This window comes from Elusimicrobiota bacterium, assembly GCA_041660185.1.
Classification (GTDB): domain Bacteria; phylum Elusimicrobiota; class Elusimicrobia; order 2-01-FULL-59-12; family 2-01-FULL-59-12; genus JBAZWU01.
The window spans coordinates 141,139-160,430 of the sequence record JBAZWU010000002.1; the positions used below are offsets into that span (position 1 = coordinate 141,139).

Sequence of the window (19,292 nt, forward strand, 5' to 3'; positions counted from 1 at the left end):
CAGACGCCTCATGTGGGAAAGCTCCGGGGATGCTAGTTGTTACGCTAGCATCCCCGGAAAAGGATCCTCAAATACTACGCGTTACGGCTCAGCAATCGTAGTAGAGTACGAACTCCGCCGGGTGCGGCCGGAGACGTACGTAGTCGTTCTCTTTTTGGAGTTTGTAGGCGATCCACGTATCGATGAATTCCTTGGAAAACACGCCCCCTTCCAACAGGAAGGCATGGTCCTTCTCAAGGGCTGAAAGAGCCTTCTCGAGAGATCCCGGTACCTGGGGGATGTCCTTGGCTTCGTCTTTGTGGAGCTCGAAAATATCCACTTCGAAGGGCTTGCCTGGATCGATTTGGTTTTTGATGCCGTCCAGCCCTGCCATCAGGAGCGCGGCAAAGGCCAGGTAGGGGTTGGAGGCGGCGTCGGGCGGACGGTATTCCACGCGTTTTTGTTTAGGATCGTTGGAATACATGGGAATCCGCACAGCCGCTGACCGGTTCCGGGCCGAGTAGGCGAGGTTCGTCGGCGCTTCATACCCCGGTACCAAACGCCGGTAGCTGTTGGTGGTGGAGTTGCAGATGGCGCAGAGGGCCGGCGCGTGCTTCAAGAGTCCGCCGATGTACCACATGGCCATCTGGGAAAGAGAGGCGTAGCCCTTTTCTTCAAAGAAGAGGGGTTTACCTTCTTTCCACAGGGATTGGTGCACGTGCATGCCAGTGCCGTTGTCGCCGAAGAGGGGCTTGGGCATGAATGTCACCGTTTTGCCGTGCTCGTGGCCCACGTTTTTCAGGATGTACTTATAGAGGGCCATCTGGTCGGCGGCACTGGTCAAGGTGCGCACACCCACGCCAATTTCGCCCTGGCCGGCGGTGGCCACTTCGTGGTGGTGCAAGTCGATGTCGAGGCCTGCGCCAATCATTTTCAAGATGGCTTCCGAGCGGAAGTCCTGGAGCGTGTCCATGGGAGGCGTGGGGAAGTATCCTTCCTTGTTGCGGATTTTGTGCCCCAGGTTGGCTTCCTCTTCCCCGTGCTTGCCGGAGTTCCAGATGCCCTCGCATGAATCAATCTCATAGAACGACGTTCTCTGTCCCGCGTCGAATCGCGCGTGATCAAACACGAAGAACTCTGCTTCCGGCCCCCACCAGCTCTCTGTGGCCACACCGGATTTCCTCAGGTATTCCTCGGCAGCTTGGGCGATGCTGCGGGGGTCTTTCTTGTATCCCTTTCCCGTCACCGGGTCCTTGATGTTGCACAGAAACGAGAGGGTGGGGATTTTGAGAGCAGGGTCAATAAAGGCTGTGGTCGGATCCGGCATGAGCAACATGTCGGATTCGTTGATGGCCTGAAAACCCCGGATGCTGGAGCCATCGAAGCCGATGCCCTTTTCGAACACGCTCTCCTTCAGTTTCTCCGCCGCATAGGAGATGTGCTGAAGCGTTCCGATCAAGTCCGTGAACTTGTAGTCCACGATCTTGACCCCCGACTTTTTGGCCATCTCAACGGCCTCTTTCGCGTTCTTGGGTTTGGGCCATCGGCCGTTTCCCACTTCAGCACAAACACCGACCGTTTTTTCAGCAATGGATTCCATAACACACTCCTTTTTGTGGGGGATTCAATCCGCCCGTTTTATATTTACTTTCACTTCTATCATCCGATGGCAACACCGTCGGTTTCACCGGTGCGGATGCGAACACATTCGTTCAGGTCAAGGACAAAGATTTTTCCATCCCCGATGTTGCCGGTGCGGGCGCCTTTGGTGATGGCCTCGATGACAGGCTTCATAAACGGATCGTTCACGGCAATTTCCAACTTTGCTTTTTTCAAAAGACTCCCGGCTTCTTTATGACTGCGGTACACCGTGGAAATGCCCTTTTGCCGGCCCCGCCCCATGACGCTAGAAACGGTTACCAAATGGATTTCTTTCTCCTCAAGAAGCTGAAGAACGTTGTCCAAACGGTCGGGTTGAATAATCGCGACGATATATTTCATGGTGGTCTCCTTTAATCAATGAGCGTATAGGCGGCTTCACGGTGTTCCGCGAGATCCAGCCCGATCCGCTCGTTTTCCTGCGACACGCGAAGCCCCACGAGGGCGTTCACGACCTTCAGCAACACAAAGGTGACCCCAAAGGAATACACCACAGTGACCGCCACGGCTTTGAGTTGCACCACGAACTGCATAGGGTTCCCGTAAAAAAGGCCGTCAGCGCCGGCCGCGTTGACGCTCTTTGTGGCCCATAAACCCGTGGCGAGCGCTCCCCAGATCCCCCCCACACCGTGCACGCCGAAAGCATCCAAGGCATCGTCGTAGCCGAATTTCGACTTGACGAACACCACCGACAGATAGCAGATCACCGAAACGCCAACGCCAATCCCGATGGCCCCCATGACGTTGACGAACCCTGCCGCCGGCGTGATCGCCACTAAACCTGCCACAGCCCCTGTGATCATGCCCAGCATCGTAGGGTGTTTCTGAAGGATCCAGTCCAACAACGCCCACGTCAGCCCTGCTACAGCAGCCGCCACATGCGTGACAACGAACGCATTGACGGCCAAACCTCCAGCCGTTAAAGCGCTTCCAGCGTTGAACCCAAACCATCCAAACCACAAGAGGCCAGCCCCAAGAACGGCAAACGGCAAATTATGCGGAGGAGACGTCCGGTCCGGAAATCCCTGCCGTTTACCAAGAACCAAAGCCGCTGCCAAGGCCGCCACACCGGCGTTGATGTGTACCACCGTGCCTCCGGCGAAATCCAACGCTCCTGCACTCCTTAAGAAACCGCCTACGCCCCATACCCAGTGGCACACGGGGTCATAGACAAACGTGGCCCAAAGAAGAGAAAACAAGCAGAAGGCCGAAAACTTCATCCGTTCGGCGAAAGCGCCCAGGATCAGTCCCGGCGTGATGATGGCGAACATGGCCTGGAAGATCATGAAGGCCTGATGGGGGATGGTGGCGGCGTAATCGGGATTAGGGTCCAATCCCACGCCATTCAGGAACATCCATTTCAGGCTCCCGATCCAACCGTGAAGGCTCGGACCAAAGGAGAGCGAATAGCCGAAAATCACCCACTGGAGGGTAATGACCGCCATCAACATGAAACATTGCATGAGAATCGACAGCATGTTCTTCTTGCGCACCAACCCCCCATAGAAAAAGGCCAGGGCCGGTGTCATCAAGAGAACGAGCGCCGCCGACATAAGGATCCAGGCGGTATCTCCCGTATTATTGGTAAGGACTGAGGTATTCATTGTGTTCCTCCTCGAGAACAATGGTTTGGCTGTTGTTGACTCTTGGAAGAACGAGAGGCGGGTTTACTTATAAAAAAAGCGCCTCGACTCTTCAAAGAATCGAGACGCCCTTGTCTCAAGGCAACGGAATCATCCTAAAATAAAAAATCCTCCCGTCAACGATGGCTTCGGGAGGACTTCGATGTCCTGACTGCTCACGAGCACTTCTTTATGCTCATATTAATTGTATACCTGGATCTCCCGAATGTCAAAAGATTTTTTAAAGGGCTTGGGTTCCTCTTTCACCGGTTCGAATGCGCACGACGTCCCGAACGTCGGAGATGAAGATTTTCCCGTCGCCGGGTTCGCCGGTCAACGCCGCCTTTGAAATCGCTTCAATAAGCCGCTCCGCATCCGCTTCCGCCACCACGACTTCCATGCGGAGCTTGGGGACCAGATCCATGCGATAGGACCCTCCCGCCTTGTCCTGAACAAGCCCCTTCTGGCTGCCGTGGCCCTCCGCCTGGGAGATGGTGACGCCGGTATACCCCGAAGCCGACATCGCCTTCTTGACGGCATCGAGTTTCCCAGGCCGGATAATCACTTCTAATTTCTTCAAGGTTGAAACTTTCGTCAGAATATCAGACATAATAGACCTCCTTTAAAATTACAGCGCATAAACGCCTTTTTCGCCGGTGCGCACACGCATCGCGCTGGCGGCTTCGAACACAAAGATCTTCCCGTCTCCAATCGACCCGGTGCGCAGGGAATCCGCAATGACATCCATCGTCCGCTGGACATCCCAATTCCGCACCAGAACCTCCAGCTTCAGCTTGGGGAGGAACCGGATGGTTTCATCCGGCGGCTCGTTTCCATTTTCTTCTTCAGCCGTGTCCCCTCGCTGACGACCGAACCCGCGCACGTCCATGATGGTCATGCCCATCACGAGGTTTTCCCGCTTCAGGGCAGATGTGACCTCGCCCAGTTGCTCCGGACGAATCACGCAGGTGACCATCCGGATGCTATAGGTCTTTTGCACGGTCGTCAGGGCCACGTAGAGCAGGCTCACGGCAGCCCACCCGCCGGCAATCCAGAAGCAGATTTTGGCCTCCGCAACGGCATCGGCATTCCCGATAACGTACAGGTAGAGGATGGCCCCCACCATCACCACGTTGGCCGCGACGCCCAACCCCGGGATAATCCCGTGCTTAAACAAGCTGTAATCCTTCCGATCTTTAAAGGCAATCACGGTCCAGACGCAGGTGAGACCGTAGAGAATAAACGTTCCCAGGTTGGAAGCCAGGGTGATTCCCGTCAGTCCCACCACCGAACGAACCCCGATGGCCGCAATTACAGAAGACACCGCCACCAAAACCCACATGGCCATGTGCGGCGTGCTGAATTTGCCGTTCATAAAACCGAGCATCTCGGGCAATTCCCGGTCTTCGGCCATGCCGCAGGTGACGCGGACAGCCGTATTCATACAGCTGAGGGTGGTACCGATGATGGCGATCGCCACCGTCACAGCCATCGTGATCATCAGACCAAACCCGACACCCGGGAGGATGTGATCCCCCAACAGTTTGGCCAGATCGCCGATGGGAGCGCTGGAAGAAGCGGCAGCCGCCAATCCGGTTACGGTCTGGCCGCCGGCGGCCCCCACCAGTGTTTCGCTGATCATTAGGCCGGTCGCAAAGTACTGCAGAAGATAAGCGAATATCCCCTGAATCACCAGCGACAGGATGATGGCTTTAGGAATCGTCGTTTCCGGATTTTTTGTCTCAGCGGCCAAGGCTGTGCAGCTCTCAAAGCCCACCAGAATCAGGATGGCGATGGTGGATTGAATGAGTATCCCCTGTATGGAATGGAACTTGATGACATCCCACCCCCCGCTGAAGGCCCATTGCGTAGCGCCTTGGGGATTGCTCCAGCGATAATACATGGCGAATCCGCTGAAGATCACCAGGGTCGTAAGCTGGATGATATTAATCCACAGTGACATCGTCGTTGATCCGGTCACCCCGCGGTAAGCGATATACCCTGTGGCCAATGCAAAGAGGCCTCCAATAACCGTCAGTTCCGTAGTGGAGAAGGTTTTGCCTGTAAACGCGTTATAGATATACCCGATTAATATCGCCATAAAGGCCACCATGATCCCCGGATAGACCCAGTAGAACAGATGGGCAGCCCAGCCAGTCGTCAGCTTGGCCAGGCGGGCCAAAGAAGCCGGGCCATACTGCTTTTCCTCCCGGCTGTCGATAAAGGCCTTTTCCGCGAAGTAGGCGCAGCTGGCAAAGCCGGCTTCCGGATAGATCTTGGCCAATTCGGCGTAAGAAAAAGCCGTTAGAAAGGCCACCAGGAGGGCCACAACAATTCCTCCCCAGATATCGCTGGCCACGGAAGCACCACTGGGAGCCGTCGCAGCCGTCTGTAACTGATACGTAATCCACAAAAACGCCCCCGGGGCAATCAGCGCCATGGCGTTCACCGTGGCCCCGAGAAGCCCGAGTGTGGGCGTTATTTTTGGTTTCAGCATTGATTCAATCTTCGGTTTGTTAGACATTTCAGCCTCCTTTTAGAAAGTTACGACCCAATCGGCGCTGACGGTGTTCTGGTTGCACACCAGACTCCCATCGTTGCGCGTAAATACCGCCGCATTGGACCAGTCATGCCTATATTCCAACCGCACGAATGTCGACTTGGTGAGGTTCACCTTATTCACCAATGTCAAATTCTTGGCGGTCTGGTTGACACCCGCGGTCAGACGGCCCGCGCCGTTCTGATCACGGAACACCTCGAAACGCACACCGGGATTGATGTAATCGCTCACGTTGTAAGCGGCCCAGAGACCTACGCCGGACCACGGCGTTGTTCCTGAATCCGCGGTGCCTCCCACGTTCGTATCCTGGCCCCACAGATACTCAGCGTTCAGACTGAGCTTAGTGATCCCGGTGTAGCCGAGAACAAGATCGACATGAGACCGCTTGGAGATGTTGGGGTTGCCGGAAGGAAGCGCGGTTGTCGAGGAACCGGTGTTAAACAGTTCCGGCCCATATGAACCCATTAAGCTGGCCGAAAACCCCGTCAGCGGCGTGGCGGCGACTTGGAGGATGATCGTTTTACCGGAGTTCCCGTCCGTGACCTGATCCCAACCGTTGACAAGCCCGGCGGAGAGACTGAGTTTGTCATTAACCGTATAACCGAACTTGCCGCCCGTATGGGTGAAAGGCATCCCATAAAAGAAGAGGTAGCCCGGCTCGATCATCAGGTTCGCCGGAGAGTCAATGACTTCCACCCCGCAGGATGTCACGAATTTACCACCCGTAAAGGTCAGATTTTGAACCTTCGGAACTTTGAAGGTCAGGTTGGCCTCTTCGAGGTCAAAGGAACTCGACTCTGTACCCAGTCCGGCAGAATGAATGAACCCCGCATCATGCCCGGCCAGCAACTTCACGCTGAATCCGGCTCCGGCTTCATCCACGGGCTTCGACAGCCGCAGTTGCGCCTGATTCAGGTTGAATCCATTATTGGCGTCATAGACACGCAACTGATTGGTTTGCGGAGTATCCTTAGATAGGTTCCCTACATAAGACCCCTGAACATACCCACCGATCACTGTGGACTCATGCCACTTTGGCGCAGCGGTATCTGCGAAAACGATCTCCGCGGTACTCCCTAGAACGGCCCAGACGCCTAACGTGACGGCACATCTACTCCATTTGCGATTTTTCATTGTTTCCTCCGTAGTTTTGACATAAAAAAAGACGTTCCCACTCATCTCTCTGAGCTGGGAACGCCTGCGTTCCTTGCGGGACACCACCTAGTACCCCATTTTATGGAAATAAAAAAAACCCCGGCGCGTTCACCGAGGCCTCATTGCCAAAACGTCTGATCCCTCATCGGATCGCGTTGAGTATAACAGGCATGACCGTTCTTGTCAAATTAAATCTGTGTTAATTTTTCGGTAATGCTCATTAGGACCCCGGCAGGAAAGACATGAACTGCTAGAATGATGCGGAAAATGAAGAAGAATTTAATTACGATCGATGGAACTCTGGAGCCGTTGCTTCAGCTTCAGATCGCCATTCTCGAAAAAGGCCGCCGCGCGGATCCGGTCGAAATACGGATCTCACGCATCGACGCGGTCCGGGAATACATCGACTGCCATAGCCCGCTCTGCGAGGCTGGAGGGTTTTCGCTGGGGGATCTGTTGCGTGAACTGATCCGTAACCGGCAGACGGAGTTTATCGGCACCAGCTTCTGTATCGGGGAAGAACAGGTCCATCCGGAAGTTCCCGAGACACGGGCCTGCCGCACCCGCTTTGACGTGCGGGCTTCTCTTCGTTTCCGCTAAACGCTCTCCTCGGTTGCCGGAACCTCTTTCAACGGCAAAGAAACAATAAAGGTTGTTCCCTGGTGAACGGCACTCTGAATTTTGATGGAACCGTGATGCCGGTTTACGATATCGTGAACAAGGCTCAGCCCGAGACCGGTTCCCTTTCCCGCCTCTTTCGTGGTGAAAAATGGATCAAATATCTTCTCGCGAATCTCGGGAGAAATCCCGGTCCCGGTATCTATGATCCGGATCTGTAAATGGGAAGCGTTTTTCGATAACGCAACCGTTAACTCGCCGCCCTCCGGCATCGCGTCGATCGCGTTGCTGCACAAATTGATAACAACCTGCTGAATCGGGGTCCGTTCCATTGGCACACGCGGCAGCTCTTTCTCAAAATGCCGTTCAACTTTAACGGAATGGACCTTGGCTTGCGTTCTGACCAACGTCAGCGCATTCTCAATTACGTCCACCGGATCTTCCAAAATCATGCCGAGATTACCTTCCCGAGAGAAACCCAGAAGATTATGGATCAACTTCCGGCAACGGTCCGCTTCCCGTTCGATCGACGCCAGCGGTAAATACATAGGGTCCGTCGGCGACAACTGCGGCAACGCGCCTTGCGCAAACCCGAGGATAATTGTTAACGGATTATTGAGTTCATGGGCGATGCCGCTGGCCAGCTGTCCCAGAGTCGACATTTTATCGGCCTGGCGGGTGCGCCCCTCGGCCCGCTGCCGACCCGCCGTAACCCCCAGAAGGTTGGTCACCGACTTCGCAAACCAGACCTCCCGAGAATCAAAAGTACGCGATTCTTTGCTTTGCACCTCGAGGACTCCAAAAGGAAAATTCTTTCCATGGATCGGAAGGCAAAAACCGCTGACGGATCCTTGATCGATATCCGGAAGAGTAAAACGCGTTTCGGCCCCGTAATTCTCAACAAAAATGGGCGCTTTGGACAACAGGGCACGACCCGCAGGAGATTCCGGACTGGCCGGGATCTTCGCATGGGACAGAAACCCGGGATCCCAGCCCGTGCCGGCCGCCAGCAGAAAATAGGGTCGATCGGTTTTCCATTCCAAAATCCGGCATCGTTCCGTCCGCAGCACGTTCGCCACCGTTGTCACAGCTTCCTGCATCAACCAGCGCAAATCAACCTCGGAAAGGGCCCGCATCGTGAGATCATGGATGGCTTCCTGCTGGCGTATATCCTCATCTTTACATGTGGGCACGATAAGACCTCTTCGGCACAGGGTTTGGATAGAAAGAGTTTACAAATAATGAACGTGGTTTCATTACAATTAACTATTAAATATTAAAGTTGCCCCCGATTCAACACAACCCGGTCAAACCAGGATTTCATCCTGTCCGGCAGCACAAGGTATAATAGCGCCTCTATGGAACTGAACATCCTCATTTTGCCGGGCGATGGCATCGGAGTCGAGGTAACACGTGAAGCTGTTCGTGTACTCGAACGGATTGCATCGAAATTCAGGCACAAATTGAAACACCAGGAGGGGCTCCTGGGAGGCATCGCCATCCACAAAACCGGCTCCCCCTTTCCCCCGGAAACCGAAAAACTGGCACTGGAAGCGGACGCCACTCTCATGGGAGCCGTTGGACTCCCCGAATTTGATAACGCGCCTCCGGAGAAACGCCCGGAAAAGGGACTCCTGGGCATCCGGAAAACGCTGAAAGTTTACGCTAACCTGCGCCCGGTCCATGCTTATCCGGCGCTGATCAACTCGTCCCCGTTAAAAAACCATCTGGTCGAAGGGACTGACATGATCATCGTACGGGAGTTGACGGGTGGCCTTTATTACGGGACTCCCCGGGGCATCTCCGGCCAGGGAGCCCAGAAACGCGCCGTCAACACCATGGTTTACACGCACGCGGAGATCGAGCGAGTCGCCCGAATGGCCTTTCATCTTGCCCGAAAACGCCGCAAAAAGCTGACCAGCGTGGACAAATCCAACGTTTTGGAAACCTCGCAACTTTGGCGGGAGGTCGTCTCGGAAATGGCGAAGGATTTTCCGGATGTGACACTGGATCATCTTCTGGTCGACAACTGCGCGATGCAACTCGTTCTAAACCCCAAACGGTTTGATGTGGTCCTGATGGAGAACATGTTCGGCGACATCCTGAGCGATGAAGGGGCGGTCCTGGCCGGTTCCATCGGGATGCTTCCCTCGGCCTCAATCGGCGATCAAAAGCCGAACGGCGTCTGGGTCGGCTTGTACGAACCGGTTCATGGCTCCGCACCGGACATCGCCGGGCAGAACAAAGCGAACCCCCTGGGCGCGATCGGGTCTGTCGCCGCCATGCTGGAATACAGCTTTGGCCTGACAAAAGAAGCGGCGGTTATTAATGCCTCGATCGAGAAGGTCCTGAATAGCGGCCACGTCACTGCAGACCTCAAACCCGCAGGAAAACCCGCCACAACCGACCAGGTCGGCCAGGCGGTCTGCGACGCGATCGAATAATAGTCATTGCTTTATCACCAGGGGAACTGCCATACTATCCCTGACACTGCAGAGCTTGTTGCACTAGCCCGCCGCGTCGATGTTCCCTTTCGAAGGCTTGTTTCCCTGATCGACGTTTCCCAGCGGATCCCGCACTTTGATCGGTATTAAGCCATGGTAATCCCATGGCACTTCTAGGAGAGTACTTAAGTATGGAAAAGAGACTATATGTCGGCAATTTGCCGTTCGAAACCACGGAGGATGAACTCCACAGCATGTTTATGGCCCATGGCTCGGTTGTCAGCGCCAAGCTGATTACCGACATGGCAACGGGACGTTCTCGCGGATTCGGTTTCGTGGAAATGGCTTCCGAAACAGAAGCCCAGACCGCGATCACCCAAATGAACAAGGCAAAAGTCGGCGATCGCGAACTGACCGTAAACGAAGCACGCCCACGTCCCGAGCGCTCGGAGCGCGGCGGTGGCGGTGGCGGACGCAGCGGCGGCGGTTTCGGCGGTGGACGCAGCAACGGGGGCGGACGGCGCTGGTAATCAGCCTGTTGACCCACGCATTTTGCATAACAAAGAACCCTCGCGTATTTGCGGGGGTTCTTTGTTATCATCCTAAGGAGTTTGTATGAGAAACACACTACGATCCAAGACATTGACCGCCAGCCTGCCGCACGATGTGCAGGCGCTTTTTGCGAAGATTGCCGATCCGGACAGCCTGCCCCAATGGCACCCGAACGCCTGCCGGTCCATTCGACGCGAAAACGGCCAGATCCTGGCGGAATCACCGCGTGGTCCCATGGGAATCCGATTGATCCGGGATGATCGGGCCCTGCTGGTGGACCTGATTATGTGCCTGTCTGAAGGCATTGAATTCACCACCTCCATCCGCCTGCTCCAGAACGGCAGTGGATCCGAAATTATCATGACGATGATCCAGCCGCAGGGTCTTTCGGATTCCACCTTTAACGAGCAGGTCCACTGGGCTGAAAACGCCCTGCGTGGACTGCGGAAAACAGCACTCCCCCACGCAGCGCTGGAGCCCATCCTTCCCCTTCGTCAAGCGACCGAGGCCCCGTCTTCTCCTGCACCGGCGGCTCCGGCGGCAGATAATCCTAAAATTCCATTTTCGAGCCGGAAAATATTTGTCGGCAACCTGCCTTTTGATTGGGCTGAGGAGCCGCTCCGCGCCCTTTTTGCCGATTCCGGGCAGGTGACAGCGGTGGCCATTGCCCGGTTCAGGGGACGGGGACGTTCCCGCGGATTCGGATTCATCGAGATGTCTACGGAAGCGGAAGCTCAAGCCGCCATTGAAAAACTGCATGGCAGCCTGGCGGGAAACCGCAAGATAGTGGTACGGCTGTCGCGAATGAAGGAGAATTCGACGGTGGAAACGCCAGTCGCGCGGGCATCGGATTTGACCTCCTCTCCTTCAGAATCAACACCCTCCTCTGAACCTGGAAATACGCTGGTCCCTGAGCCGTCAAGTGCTTCTCAGCCAAAACCGCACCGGCCGACTCATCCTCAGAGGGTCCATCGTCCTCAAAACAGCCGGCGCAGCCGCATCCCGCGGCCGGGACGATCTCGCCCGGAAATAGGGATCGTTAACAGCGGCGGCTATGAAATCTTCCCCCGCCGGGCAAAAGGTTCAACTGAACTTCCGCCCGCCGAATCTTCCAGGACTTACTCCTCTCAATCCTCTATCGAACCGAGCCCTTATTTCGAAGATACCGGGGACATTGAAAACAAAGGAAATCGGCCCCCGCGCCGTAGGCATCGCTAGACGCGAGATGCCTTTCGGAGCCTCCAAAATGGTACGATTATATTAGCTGATAATAGATGGAAGACATGCCGGAGTGAGGCCAGTTTTAAGATTCCTCTCTTCGGCATGGATTTTAAACGGCAGGGAAGCTAAATGAACGATCTTGCGCATTTCTTTCATATCCCCGTGATGGGTACGGGTTTTACGATCGACTCGCCGTTGAAAGTCGCTCGTTACGGCATTTCCTCGGTCATTTCCCTGGTTGATGATGTCCTCATCGAACAGATGCGCCGTTTCCTCGCCGAAAAGGCCGGAGAACCCTATACGGAGATCAGTGAACAGGAAGAGGACCATCGCGCGCACCGGATTACGGCCTATCTGAATCTTCTCAACCATCTCATTGAAAAACAGGTCCAAACCTTGCGTTCCGCACCGTTTAAACCGGGCAGCGACCTTGTTCTTTACTTTGAAATGCTGCCCGAAGGCCCGCGCAAGCATCTCTACCGCCGGATGCTAAAAACCTCCGATTCCGCCGAAAAGACCCGGCTCCAGGACGAACTTCGCCGTCTGGCAACCCCCGGCTCTATTGACGTGAATATCATGACCAAGCTGGACAGGGCCGTCTACCGCGACGGCCAGCCGCTGGGGCCGGAACACAGCGACGCCATGTCCGCCCTTCGGGGTTTTGCGCTCAGCGTTGTTAAATCGTCCATCGTTTTTTCGGCCGGTTTAAATACCCATCTTTACAGCTACGCCTCCAAATTCCCGGACTTCCTGCCGGACGCGCGGGGGTTCCTCAAGAAAAAGATTATCCTGAAAGTCAGCGACTTTCGTTCTGCCGCCATTCAGGGCAAATTTCTGGCCAAACGGGGCCTCTGGATCTCTGAATTTCGCATTGAATCCGGCTTGAACTGCGGCGGACATGCGTTCGCCACGCCGGGATATCTGCTGGGACCGATTCTGGAGGAATTCCGCACCCAACGGAAGGCCTTATCCGCCGAGCTGTTGGCCACATGCAACACCGCGCTGGCCACACAAGGACATCCGACGTTCCCGGACATGCCGTCCGTGCGAATGACCGTCCAGGGCGGCATCGGTACCGCCCAGGAACAGGAGCTGTTGCGGACGTATTATGAAGTCGATGGGACCGGCTGGGGAACGCCCTTTTTGCTTGTCCCGGAAGTCACCAATGTGGATGATGAACACCTGCAGAAACTCATGGACGCCACCGAGAAAGACGTCCTTCTCAGCAACCATTCTCCTCTCGGCGTTCCCTTCTGGATCTTAAACAACGCCGCCAGCGAAGAAAGCCGGCGAAAACGCATTCAGGAAGGCCAGCCGGGGAGCGCCTGTCCGAAGGGCTACCTGGCCTTTAATTCCGAGTACACCAAGGTCCCTATCTGTACAGCTTCCCGGGCCTATCAGCGATTGAAGTTAAAGGATCTGGAAGAGGCCTCGGGCATGACGGAGTCGGACCGGGCTGAGGCGATCGAAAAAGTGATGAACAAAACCTGCATCTGCCACGACCTGGGCGGCGGAGCCACGATCAAAAACGGCATCGATTTGAAGGCGACCACCTCGATCTGTTGTGGCCCCAACATCGCCTATTTCAACAAAATAGCGACCCTGAAACAGATGGTGGACCATATTTACGGCCGGATCTCCCTGCTGGCGCCAGGGGAGCGCCCGCATATGTTCATTAAAGAGCTCAAGATTTACGTCGACCATCTTAAAGAAGAAAGCCGGAATCTGTCCCACGCCTGGACCGCACGGGCCGAGGAACACCTGACCCAATTTAAAGCGAATCTCCAGGAAGGAATCGCCCACTACCGCCAGTTCGCTGAACACCTGACGGATGAAAAAGAACGCTTTCTGGAAGACCTCCGGAATCTGCAGCTGCTGATTGATTCCATCACGATCACTCCCGTTCCCACCGTTATCCCGCACCCCATCTGATCTAAAACAGAAGTTTGCCGATATGGTAGACCGCATAGGATGCCGCGTAGGCAAAAGCATTCATATAGACGAACATCGCCAGCGGTATTTTCCAGTGACCGGTTTCACGGCGCACGACCGCCAGGGTGGACGTGCATTGCATGGCAAAGGCGAAAAAGACCAGAAGCGAGATTCCTGACAGAGGTGTCATATCCTTCCGTAACGCGCTTTGAAGGCCCTCCCGATGGCTGTCCCTTCCCTCCACGCGATAAATGGTCGCCAGTGAGCTGATCATCACCTCGCGCGCGACCTGCGCGGAGAGCAGCCCGACTCCGATTTTCCAATCGAAACCGATCGGATGCAGGACCGGCTCCATGAACGTTCCGATGCGCCCCGCATACGATTGACGGACGGCGCTGACGCCGTCTTTTTTCGGGAAGGTGATCAGCAGCCACAGCAGGAGATTCACCGCCAGGATCACCGTGCCGGCCTGCTGCAGGAACACTTTAGACCGGTCCCACATGAGAAGAAAAATATTTCGGATTGACGGGAACCGGTACGGAGGAATTTCCAGGAAGAAAGGCGTCCCCGTGGATTTAAGAATCGTGCTTTTCAAGACCCAGGCCGTCCCTAAAGCCGCCCCGAAGCCGATGGCATACAAACCCAACAGCGTCACCGCGCGAAGCCGGAAGAAATTCCCCAAGACCGGCTTGTCCGGAATGAACGCGCTGATAAAAAGAGCGTAAACCGGAAGACGCGCGCTGCAGGTCATAAACGGCGCGACAAAGATCGTGGCCAACCGGTCCCGCTTATTTTCGATGGTGCGGGTCGCCAGGATGCCGGGCACGGCGCAGGCGTACGAACTGATCAGCGGCAGGAAGGATTTCCCTTGCAGCCCAACCACGCTCAGCAAACGGTCCATCACCAGGGCCGCGCGCGGTAAATAACCGATGTTTTCCAGAAAAGCGACAAAGAAAAATACGATCAGGATCTGCGGCAGGAACACCACCACCGAACCCACCCCGTCAATGATCCCGTCCGCCAGCAGGCTGCTCCAGAACCCGGACGGCACCACGTGACGGGTCCATTCGCCCAGAGCCGTAAAACCGAAATCAATCGCATTCATCGGAGGCTTGGCCCAGGAGAAAATGGCCTGGAAGACCAGCATGACCACCGCCGCAAAAAGCAGGGGCCCCCACACGCGATGCATGGCGATGGCGTCGAATTTATCCGCGGGATGGCGTTGCAAAGGCTTCACCATGACGGCATCCATAATTTCCCGCGCTTTTTGACGGCGTTCCACCACCTCGGCCAGGGTCGGGACGACGGGCAAGAGGCCGCCGGCGTAACGCTCCGGATCCATCGGCCACTGATCAATCCGCTTTTGCAACTCGTCCAGATGAAGCCCCTCGGACGCTGAAACAGCCAGGACCGGCGCGTGGATCAGACGGGAGAGCTTGTCGGTGTCGATGACCGCTCCACGAAGCTCCAGCTCATCGGCCATATTGAGAACCACGAGTGTGGGGATCCTTGTCTCCACCATCTGCAGCACCAGATAAAGGCTCTTTTCCAGGCAGGTGCTGTCCACCACGCAGAGCACACCGGACGGGCGGGGAACTTCTTTGTTGAGACCCAGAAGGACCTCCGCCGCCACCCGTTCCTCTTCGGATTTCGGCGTCAGCCCATAGGTGCCGGGCAAATCGATCAGTTGAATATCTCGATTTGGGGTGGAAAAGAAGCCGATCTTCTTTTCCACCGTCACGCCGGCATAATTCCCCACCTTGTGGCGCAGGCCGGTTAACCGGTTAAACAGCGTGGTTTTGCCGGAATTGGGATTCCCGCCGATCGCCAAAATGAGCAGCCGTTGTTGTGCCGTTGGAGAGTCCAGGGTCATTCGAGCCTCACGTATTGGGACCGCATTCGACGAAAATTCTGTCCCCATCTTCTTTACGGATACAGAGGCGGTAGCCCATCAGTTCGATTTCAATGGGCCCGCCTAACGGCGCCTGCCGCAGGAAAACTACCGGTTCTCCCGGGAACAGGCCCAACTCCATGAATTTCAGGCTGGCCTCCTCGGAGGTTTCTAGGCGATCAATGACCCCTTTTTCCCCCGAAGCCAGAGCGGACAGCACTTTCTTCATTATTCCCCTTCGTCATCCCCCGCGGCCACGCCATCGTCACCCCCGAATGTCCCTGTCGGGGGTCCATCATGATGTGAATGACTCTTTGGATCCCCCGCCAGCACCCGCGGGGGATGACGACGAATAAAAAATAGCATTTTGTCGGCAGCCCCTGCGCTTGTTACACTACTGTCTCGAACCAACCCGTCATCCCCGGCGGTCGCTGGCCGGGGATCTATACATAACGTTAATGATGGTTTCCCCGCCAGAAGTTGCGGGAAATGAAGAAAGCATAAGGAGATTTATATGTCCATGCAGAAAAACGTTGTCCTCTTCGGCCCTCCGGGCGCCGGCAAGGGAACGCAGGCCGTCCGCTTGGGAACGTTCCTGAAAGTCCCGCACATTTCTACCGGGAACATGTTCCGTCACCACATTAAAAACCAGACCCCGCTCGGGAAGAAGGTCAAGGAATACTCGGAGAAGGGACTTCTGGTCCCGGATGACGTCACCATCGCCATGGTGAAAGAACGGCTGGGACAGCCGGATGTCCGGAACGGATTTTTGCTCGACGGTTTTCCTCGCAGCATCCCCCAGGCGGAGGAACTCGACCGGATTCTCGCGGGTTCAGGTCTGCCGCTCCATCACGTGATTAATATCCAAGTTTCGGATGCGGAAATCCGGGGGCGCCTGGCCAAACGCGCGACCCTCGAAGGCCGCCAAGACGATGCGGATCCCACCGTGATCCAGAAGCGGATCGACACCTACAAAAACCAGAGCGAACCTTGCCTGAGCACCTACCGGCCCAAGGGGATTGTTCGCGACATCAACGGCCTCGGCAGCATCGAAGACGTCTTCGGCCGCATTCAGAAGGTATTTGCCTAACGTTTAACAGCGCGGACGATGCCGCGGAAGGATTTCTGCAATCGTTGATAAAGGCGGCGCCACCAGCTTTGCCGGGCCAGGGTGTGCCTTTCAATCTCGGCAACCAGTTCCGCCGGCATCGCAGGGTTGTTCACGCCCTGGATTGCCTGTTGAATCGCTTTAAGCGAACTCAATTCCTGCTGGCACGCGTGGCAGCTTTGGAGATGACTCTCAACCTGGCCCGCCTCTTCCGGTCCCAGCTCGCCATCCAAGTAGGCGGACAACAGCGATGGATCTTGTTGCGGATGCATGAGATATGCATCCATAGCTTAGTATATGCAACTCTAAACGGCAAAAAGACCCCCTTCCCCGGCTAGTAGCGGGAAAGGGGGTTGTGGCAAGGGGGAGATAGACCCTTACCTTTAATTTTCAGGAGCTGCGCCTAATGCGACCTCTTGGGAATTAGAGAGCTTTCGGGAAACCATGCGCGGCCACCCCAGCAACACCCGGTTCTTTTCCTCCAACCCAAAATCCCGCAGGCATCCACTTTCGAAAGTCATCAACCCACGGTCCTTTGAGTCAAACCGATATCCCTGACTTTCCAACCAATGCCAATCCTTATGCGTCGCTCCCAGCCCATGCAGAATTTCGTGCATCAACACCATTTTCTGCAGGCGGCGCGCCGGAACATAGATCAAACCATCGCCCATATAAAACGCCGTGTCGCCCGCTTCCGCTCGATAATCCACCATCACCACCAAGGCTTTTCCCTGAAGGGCATAAAACGGAAGGATGGAATGCATTAAAACTCGTGAAGTCAGTGAACGGCATTCGGGGGATAGTGACTATACGTCTCTGTCTCCCGGTTGGATGGGGAGATAAAGACTGTTCAGACCTTGAAACGAAAGCGAAAACAACCCGCCGCTCAGGTCGCGAAATCCCTGATTCATATCCGTAACCATCGCGCCGAAAACATCGGGCCGCTCATACTTCACGCGTAAAGCCGATTTCCCAATGTCCCCGGCATCTTTGTAATGCGGAATCAACCTAAAAAACACGATGGGTATGTCGCGTTTGGAACTCCACCGTTTCATGCTGTCGGGAACGAAGGATATAAAAAAGGGGTTCCCTTTGGGACCATGGTCCCGTTCCAGATTACGCAAATTATGGGCCAAGAGTTGGATGCTTTGCACATCCTTCTCAAAATTATCGCATTGGACAGCATCGGCTGAATATTCCCGGAGCCATTTCTCTACCTCCCGCCTTGCCGTTCCATATTCCCCTTGCGCCAGAAAGGCCTGAATCCGATATTCCAAGAGTTCTACACGCCGCGAAAAATCGTAGGAATGGAAGGAGGAAAGCGACGTGTTGCGCAACACTTCCCCAAAGCGACCCGTTTTCAACAAACAATCCATCAGCCCAAGGTCAACGCCTCCACCGGAGTGGCGGGCTGTTTTTCCACGATAAATCTGCAAAGCATCTTCCGGGCGGTGGCTTTCTTTCAACAAGACGATCAAATGTTCCCGGACGAGTGTGCTTTTGGGATCTTCTGGAAAGAATTGAAGCCAGTCGCGCAGGAGATTTATTTTCCCCGATACAGAGGTTTGTTGCTTGGCCAAAGCCAATAGATGCTCAGGGGTTTCGCGCTGAGCCATGGAGTGCATCCCCGAGGGGAGCGCCACCAGAAGGAGCAGCGCCAAAACAACTCCGCCGGAGAATCTTCGATAGAAAACACTGTCCATGGAGATTTGAGGGCCTTTACAGACGCTCAAAAGGAGGAATTCGTTCCCGAAAATCGGAGACTTTTTGTTCATACCGCAGTCTATCAGGACGGGCCCAACGGACATGTCACCGGCTGGTAACAAAGCTGCCTGGATTTGTAATTGTTTTGCACTACAATGGAGGGAACACACACGAGCATCATTCGGCTCGTTTTTGAGATGCGAATTTACTTAGGTGGACCTATTTTTCGTAACGAATTTCATCCAGATAAATGACGAATCCGTCCAGATTGTCGTCCCGGCTGGCCGCCCAACAAAAACCGCCGATGATGTGGGACATGTTCTTGCCAACGACATCAATCGTGTATTTCTTCCACTCCTTCGACAAGGTGATCGGACCGATGCTGGCGGAGTCGGAGTCGCCATGATCCCCGGTAATGCCGCCCATCTTGAACTCCGCAATCATTTCCCCGCCCTTTTCGCCGCGCGCCCAGAAGGTCAGACGCGTCATGCCGGTGAGATCGAACCCGCCCGGTTTGGTGCCCCAGTTATTGGCAGGATGCTGCCAAAACATCCCCACCCAACCGGCCCCTTGAGCGCCCTTGCCGCTATAAAGAATTTTAACGCACGACTTTCCGTCTGCGGGATCGGTCAGATTGTTATCAATCAGTTTTATGTCTCCAAAATCCCCCATCCATCCGGACGGGGTAAAATGGTTTACGCTCGACGATTTATCCTGATAGACATAAAAGGTGTTACTTACTGATGCGCCTGATTTCCCGGTATTTTTCCGACCGGCCGCCGCTGTCGCCACCACTCCCATGACAAGGCCGATAGCAATCCATTTCTGTTGGTGCATGATTTTTCTC

General features: G+C 55.3%; 19 protein-coding genes. 6 read left to right on the plus strand and 13 right to left on the minus strand.

Annotated features, from left to right (window positions below; genetic code table 11):
- Positions 1 to 88: 88 nt before the first annotated feature.
- From glnA to WC859_03010, 6 genes are all read right to left on the minus strand, one after another.
- A complete protein-coding gene (gene glnA, locus WC859_02985) occupies positions 89 to 1,486 on the minus strand; it encodes a type I glutamate--ammonia ligase (GenBank protein ID MFA5975111.1) in 1,398 nt (465 codons plus the stop codon).
- A 152-nt stretch (positions 1,487 to 1,638) separates the two neighbouring features.
- The gene (locus WC859_02990) at positions 1,639 to 1,980 is read right to left on the minus strand and encodes a P-II family nitrogen regulator (GenBank protein MFA5975112.1); all 342 of its coding nucleotides are present in this window, start codon (positions 1,978 to 1,980) and stop codon (positions 1,639 to 1,641) included.
- Positions 1,981 to 1,991: 11 nt separating this feature from the next.
- On the minus strand, positions 1,992 to 3,242 hold the full coding sequence (locus WC859_02995; protein MFA5975113.1) for an ammonium transporter: 1,251 nt from the start codon (positions 3,240 to 3,242) through the stop codon (positions 1,992 to 1,994).
- Between the two features lie 259 nt (positions 3,243 to 3,501).
- Complete coding sequence (locus WC859_03000) at positions 3,502 to 3,840, minus strand: P-II family nitrogen regulator (GenBank protein MFA5975114.1); 339 nt, start codon at positions 3,838 to 3,840, stop codon at positions 3,502 to 3,504.
- A gap of 48 nt (positions 3,841 to 3,888) precedes the next feature.
- Positions 3,889 to 5,784, minus strand: a complete 1,896-nt coding sequence (locus tag WC859_03005) for an amino acid permease (GenBank protein MFA5975115.1) — start codon at positions 5,782 to 5,784, stop codon at positions 3,889 to 3,891.
- Between the two features lie 12 nt (positions 5,785 to 5,796).
- Positions 5,797 to 6,954: a DUF3138 family protein gene (locus WC859_03010; GenBank protein ID MFA5975116.1), complete on the minus strand. Its 1,158-nt coding sequence runs from the start codon at positions 6,952 to 6,954 to the stop codon at positions 5,797 to 5,799.
- 288 nt (positions 6,955 to 7,242) lie between these two features.
- Between WC859_03010 and WC859_03015 the strand changes: the two genes are divergently transcribed.
- The gene (locus WC859_03015) at positions 7,243 to 7,575 is read left to right on the plus strand and encodes a hypothetical protein (protein ID MFA5975117.1); all 333 of its coding nucleotides are present in this window, start codon (positions 7,243 to 7,245) and stop codon (positions 7,573 to 7,575) included.
- On the opposite strand, the gene WC859_03020 is transcribed toward WC859_03015, so the two are convergent.
- A complete protein-coding gene (locus WC859_03020) occupies positions 7,572 to 8,786 on the minus strand; it encodes an ATP-binding protein (GenBank protein ID MFA5975118.1) in 1,215 nt (404 codons plus the stop codon). The two genes, WC859_03015 and WC859_03020, sit on opposite strands and share 4 nt — an antisense overlap.
- 165 nt (positions 8,787 to 8,951) lie before the next feature.
- Here WC859_03020 and leuB point away from each other — a divergent pair, with 165 nt between their 5' ends.
- From leuB to WC859_03040, 4 genes are all read left to right on the plus strand, one after another.
- Positions 8,952 to 10,037, plus strand: coding sequence for a 3-isopropylmalate dehydrogenase (gene leuB, locus WC859_03025; protein ID MFA5975119.1), 1,086 nt, complete (start codon positions 8,952 to 8,954; stop codon positions 10,035 to 10,037).
- A 191-nt stretch (positions 10,038 to 10,228) separates the two neighbouring features.
- On the plus strand, positions 10,229 to 10,567 hold the full coding sequence (locus WC859_03030; protein ID MFA5975120.1) for an RNA-binding protein: 339 nt from the start codon (positions 10,229 to 10,231) through the stop codon (positions 10,565 to 10,567).
- A gap of 85 nt (positions 10,568 to 10,652) precedes the next feature.
- On the plus strand, positions 10,653 to 11,807 hold the full coding sequence (locus tag WC859_03035; protein MFA5975121.1) for an RNA-binding protein: 1,155 nt from the start codon (positions 10,653 to 10,655) through the stop codon (positions 11,805 to 11,807).
- Between the two features lie 132 nt (positions 11,808 to 11,939).
- A complete protein-coding gene (locus WC859_03040) occupies positions 11,940 to 13,742 on the plus strand; it encodes a hypothetical protein (GenBank protein ID MFA5975122.1) in 1,803 nt (600 codons plus the stop codon).
- A 1-nt stretch (position 13,743) separates the two neighbouring features.
- Here the strand turns inward: WC859_03040 and WC859_03045 are convergent, their stop codons facing one another.
- Both WC859_03045 and WC859_03050 read right to left on the minus strand, forming a co-directional pair.
- A complete protein-coding gene (locus tag WC859_03045; GenBank protein ID MFA5975123.1) occupies positions 13,744 to 15,615 on the minus strand; it encodes a ferrous iron transporter B in 1,872 nt (623 codons plus the stop codon).
- A gap of 7 nt (positions 15,616 to 15,622) precedes the next feature.
- Complete coding sequence (locus WC859_03050) at positions 15,623 to 15,862, minus strand: FeoA family protein (GenBank protein ID MFA5975124.1); 240 nt, start codon at positions 15,860 to 15,862, stop codon at positions 15,623 to 15,625.
- Between the two features lie 291 nt (positions 15,863 to 16,153).
- Here WC859_03050 and WC859_03055 point away from each other — a divergent pair, with 291 nt between their 5' ends.
- A complete protein-coding gene (locus WC859_03055) occupies positions 16,154 to 16,723 on the plus strand; it encodes an adenylate kinase (GenBank protein ID MFA5975125.1) in 570 nt (189 codons plus the stop codon).
- Here the strand turns inward: WC859_03055 and WC859_03060 are convergent.
- From WC859_03060 to WC859_03075, 4 genes are all read right to left on the minus strand, one after another.
- A complete protein-coding gene (locus WC859_03060; protein MFA5975126.1) occupies positions 16,720 to 17,013 on the minus strand; it encodes a zf-HC2 domain-containing protein in 294 nt (97 codons plus the stop codon). The two genes, WC859_03055 and WC859_03060, sit on opposite strands and share 4 nt — an antisense overlap.
- 111 nt (positions 17,014 to 17,124) lie before the next feature.
- Positions 17,125 to 17,505, minus strand: a complete 381-nt coding sequence (locus WC859_03065; protein MFA5975127.1) for a hypothetical protein — start codon at positions 17,503 to 17,505, stop codon at positions 17,125 to 17,127.
- 42 nt (positions 17,506 to 17,547) lie between these two features.
- On the minus strand, positions 17,548 to 18,516 hold the full coding sequence (locus WC859_03070) for a hypothetical protein (GenBank protein ID MFA5975128.1): 969 nt from the start codon (positions 18,514 to 18,516) through the stop codon (positions 17,548 to 17,550).
- A 148-nt stretch (positions 18,517 to 18,664) separates the two neighbouring features.
- Positions 18,665 to 19,282: a hypothetical protein gene (locus WC859_03075; GenBank protein ID MFA5975129.1), complete on the minus strand. Its 618-nt coding sequence runs from the start codon at positions 19,280 to 19,282 to the stop codon at positions 18,665 to 18,667.
- Positions 19,283 to 19,292: the final 10 nt, after the last annotated feature.

What these genes read in the sequence shown, in the direction of transcription:
- glnA (MFA5975111.1), bottom strand. Translation starts at nt 1,486, where the DNA reads ATGGCCAAAAAGTCGGGGGTCAAGATCGTGGACTACAAGTTCACGGAC.
- WC859_02990 (MFA5975112.1), bottom strand. Translation starts at nt 1,980, where the DNA reads ATGAAATATATCGTCGCGATTATTCAACCCGACCGTTTGGACAACGTT.
- WC859_02995 (MFA5975113.1), bottom strand. Translation starts at nt 3,242, where the DNA reads ATGAATACCTCAGTCCTTACCAATAATACGGGAGATACCGCCTGGATC.
- WC859_03005 (MFA5975115.1), bottom strand. Translation starts at nt 5,784, where the DNA reads ATGTCTAACAAACCGAAGATTGAATCAATGCTGAAACCAAAAATAACG.
- WC859_03010 (MFA5975116.1), bottom strand. Translation starts at nt 6,954, where the DNA reads ATGAAAAATCGCAAATGGAGTAGATGTGCCGTCACGTTAGGCGTCTGG.
- WC859_03015 (MFA5975117.1), top strand. Translation starts at nt 7,243, where the DNA reads ATGAAGAAGAATTTAATTACGATCGATGGAACTCTGGAGCCGTTGCTT.
- leuB (MFA5975119.1), top strand. Translation starts at nt 8,952, where the DNA reads ATGGAACTGAACATCCTCATTTTGCCGGGCGATGGCATCGGAGTCGAG.
- WC859_03030 (MFA5975120.1), top strand. Translation starts at nt 10,229, where the DNA reads ATGGAAAAGAGACTATATGTCGGCAATTTGCCGTTCGAAACCACGGAG.
- WC859_03035 (MFA5975121.1), top strand. Translation starts at nt 10,653, where the DNA reads ATGAGAAACACACTACGATCCAAGACATTGACCGCCAGCCTGCCGCAC.
- WC859_03040 (MFA5975122.1), top strand. Translation starts at nt 11,940, where the DNA reads ATGAACGATCTTGCGCATTTCTTTCATATCCCCGTGATGGGTACGGGT.
- WC859_03045 (MFA5975123.1), bottom strand. Translation starts at nt 15,615, where the DNA reads ATGACCCTGGACTCTCCAACGGCACAACAACGGCTGCTCATTTTGGCG.
- WC859_03050 (MFA5975124.1), bottom strand. Translation starts at nt 15,862, where the DNA reads ATGAAGAAAGTGCTGTCCGCTCTGGCTTCGGGGGAAAAAGGGGTCATT.
- WC859_03055 (MFA5975125.1), top strand. Translation starts at nt 16,154, where the DNA reads ATGCAGAAAAACGTTGTCCTCTTCGGCCCTCCGGGCGCCGGCAAGGGA.
- WC859_03060 (MFA5975126.1), bottom strand. Translation starts at nt 17,013, where the DNA reads ATGCATCCGCAACAAGATCCATCGCTGTTGTCCGCCTACTTGGATGGC.
- WC859_03065 (MFA5975127.1), bottom strand. Translation starts at nt 17,505, where the DNA reads ATGCATTCCATCCTTCCGTTTTATGCCCTTCAGGGAAAAGCCTTGGTG.
- WC859_03070 (MFA5975128.1), bottom strand. Translation starts at nt 18,516, where the DNA reads ATGAACAAAAAGTCTCCGATTTTCGGGAACGAATTCCTCCTTTTGAGC.
- WC859_03075 (MFA5975129.1), bottom strand. Translation starts at nt 19,282, where the DNA reads ATGCACCAACAGAAATGGATTGCTATCGGCCTTGTCATGGGAGTGGTG.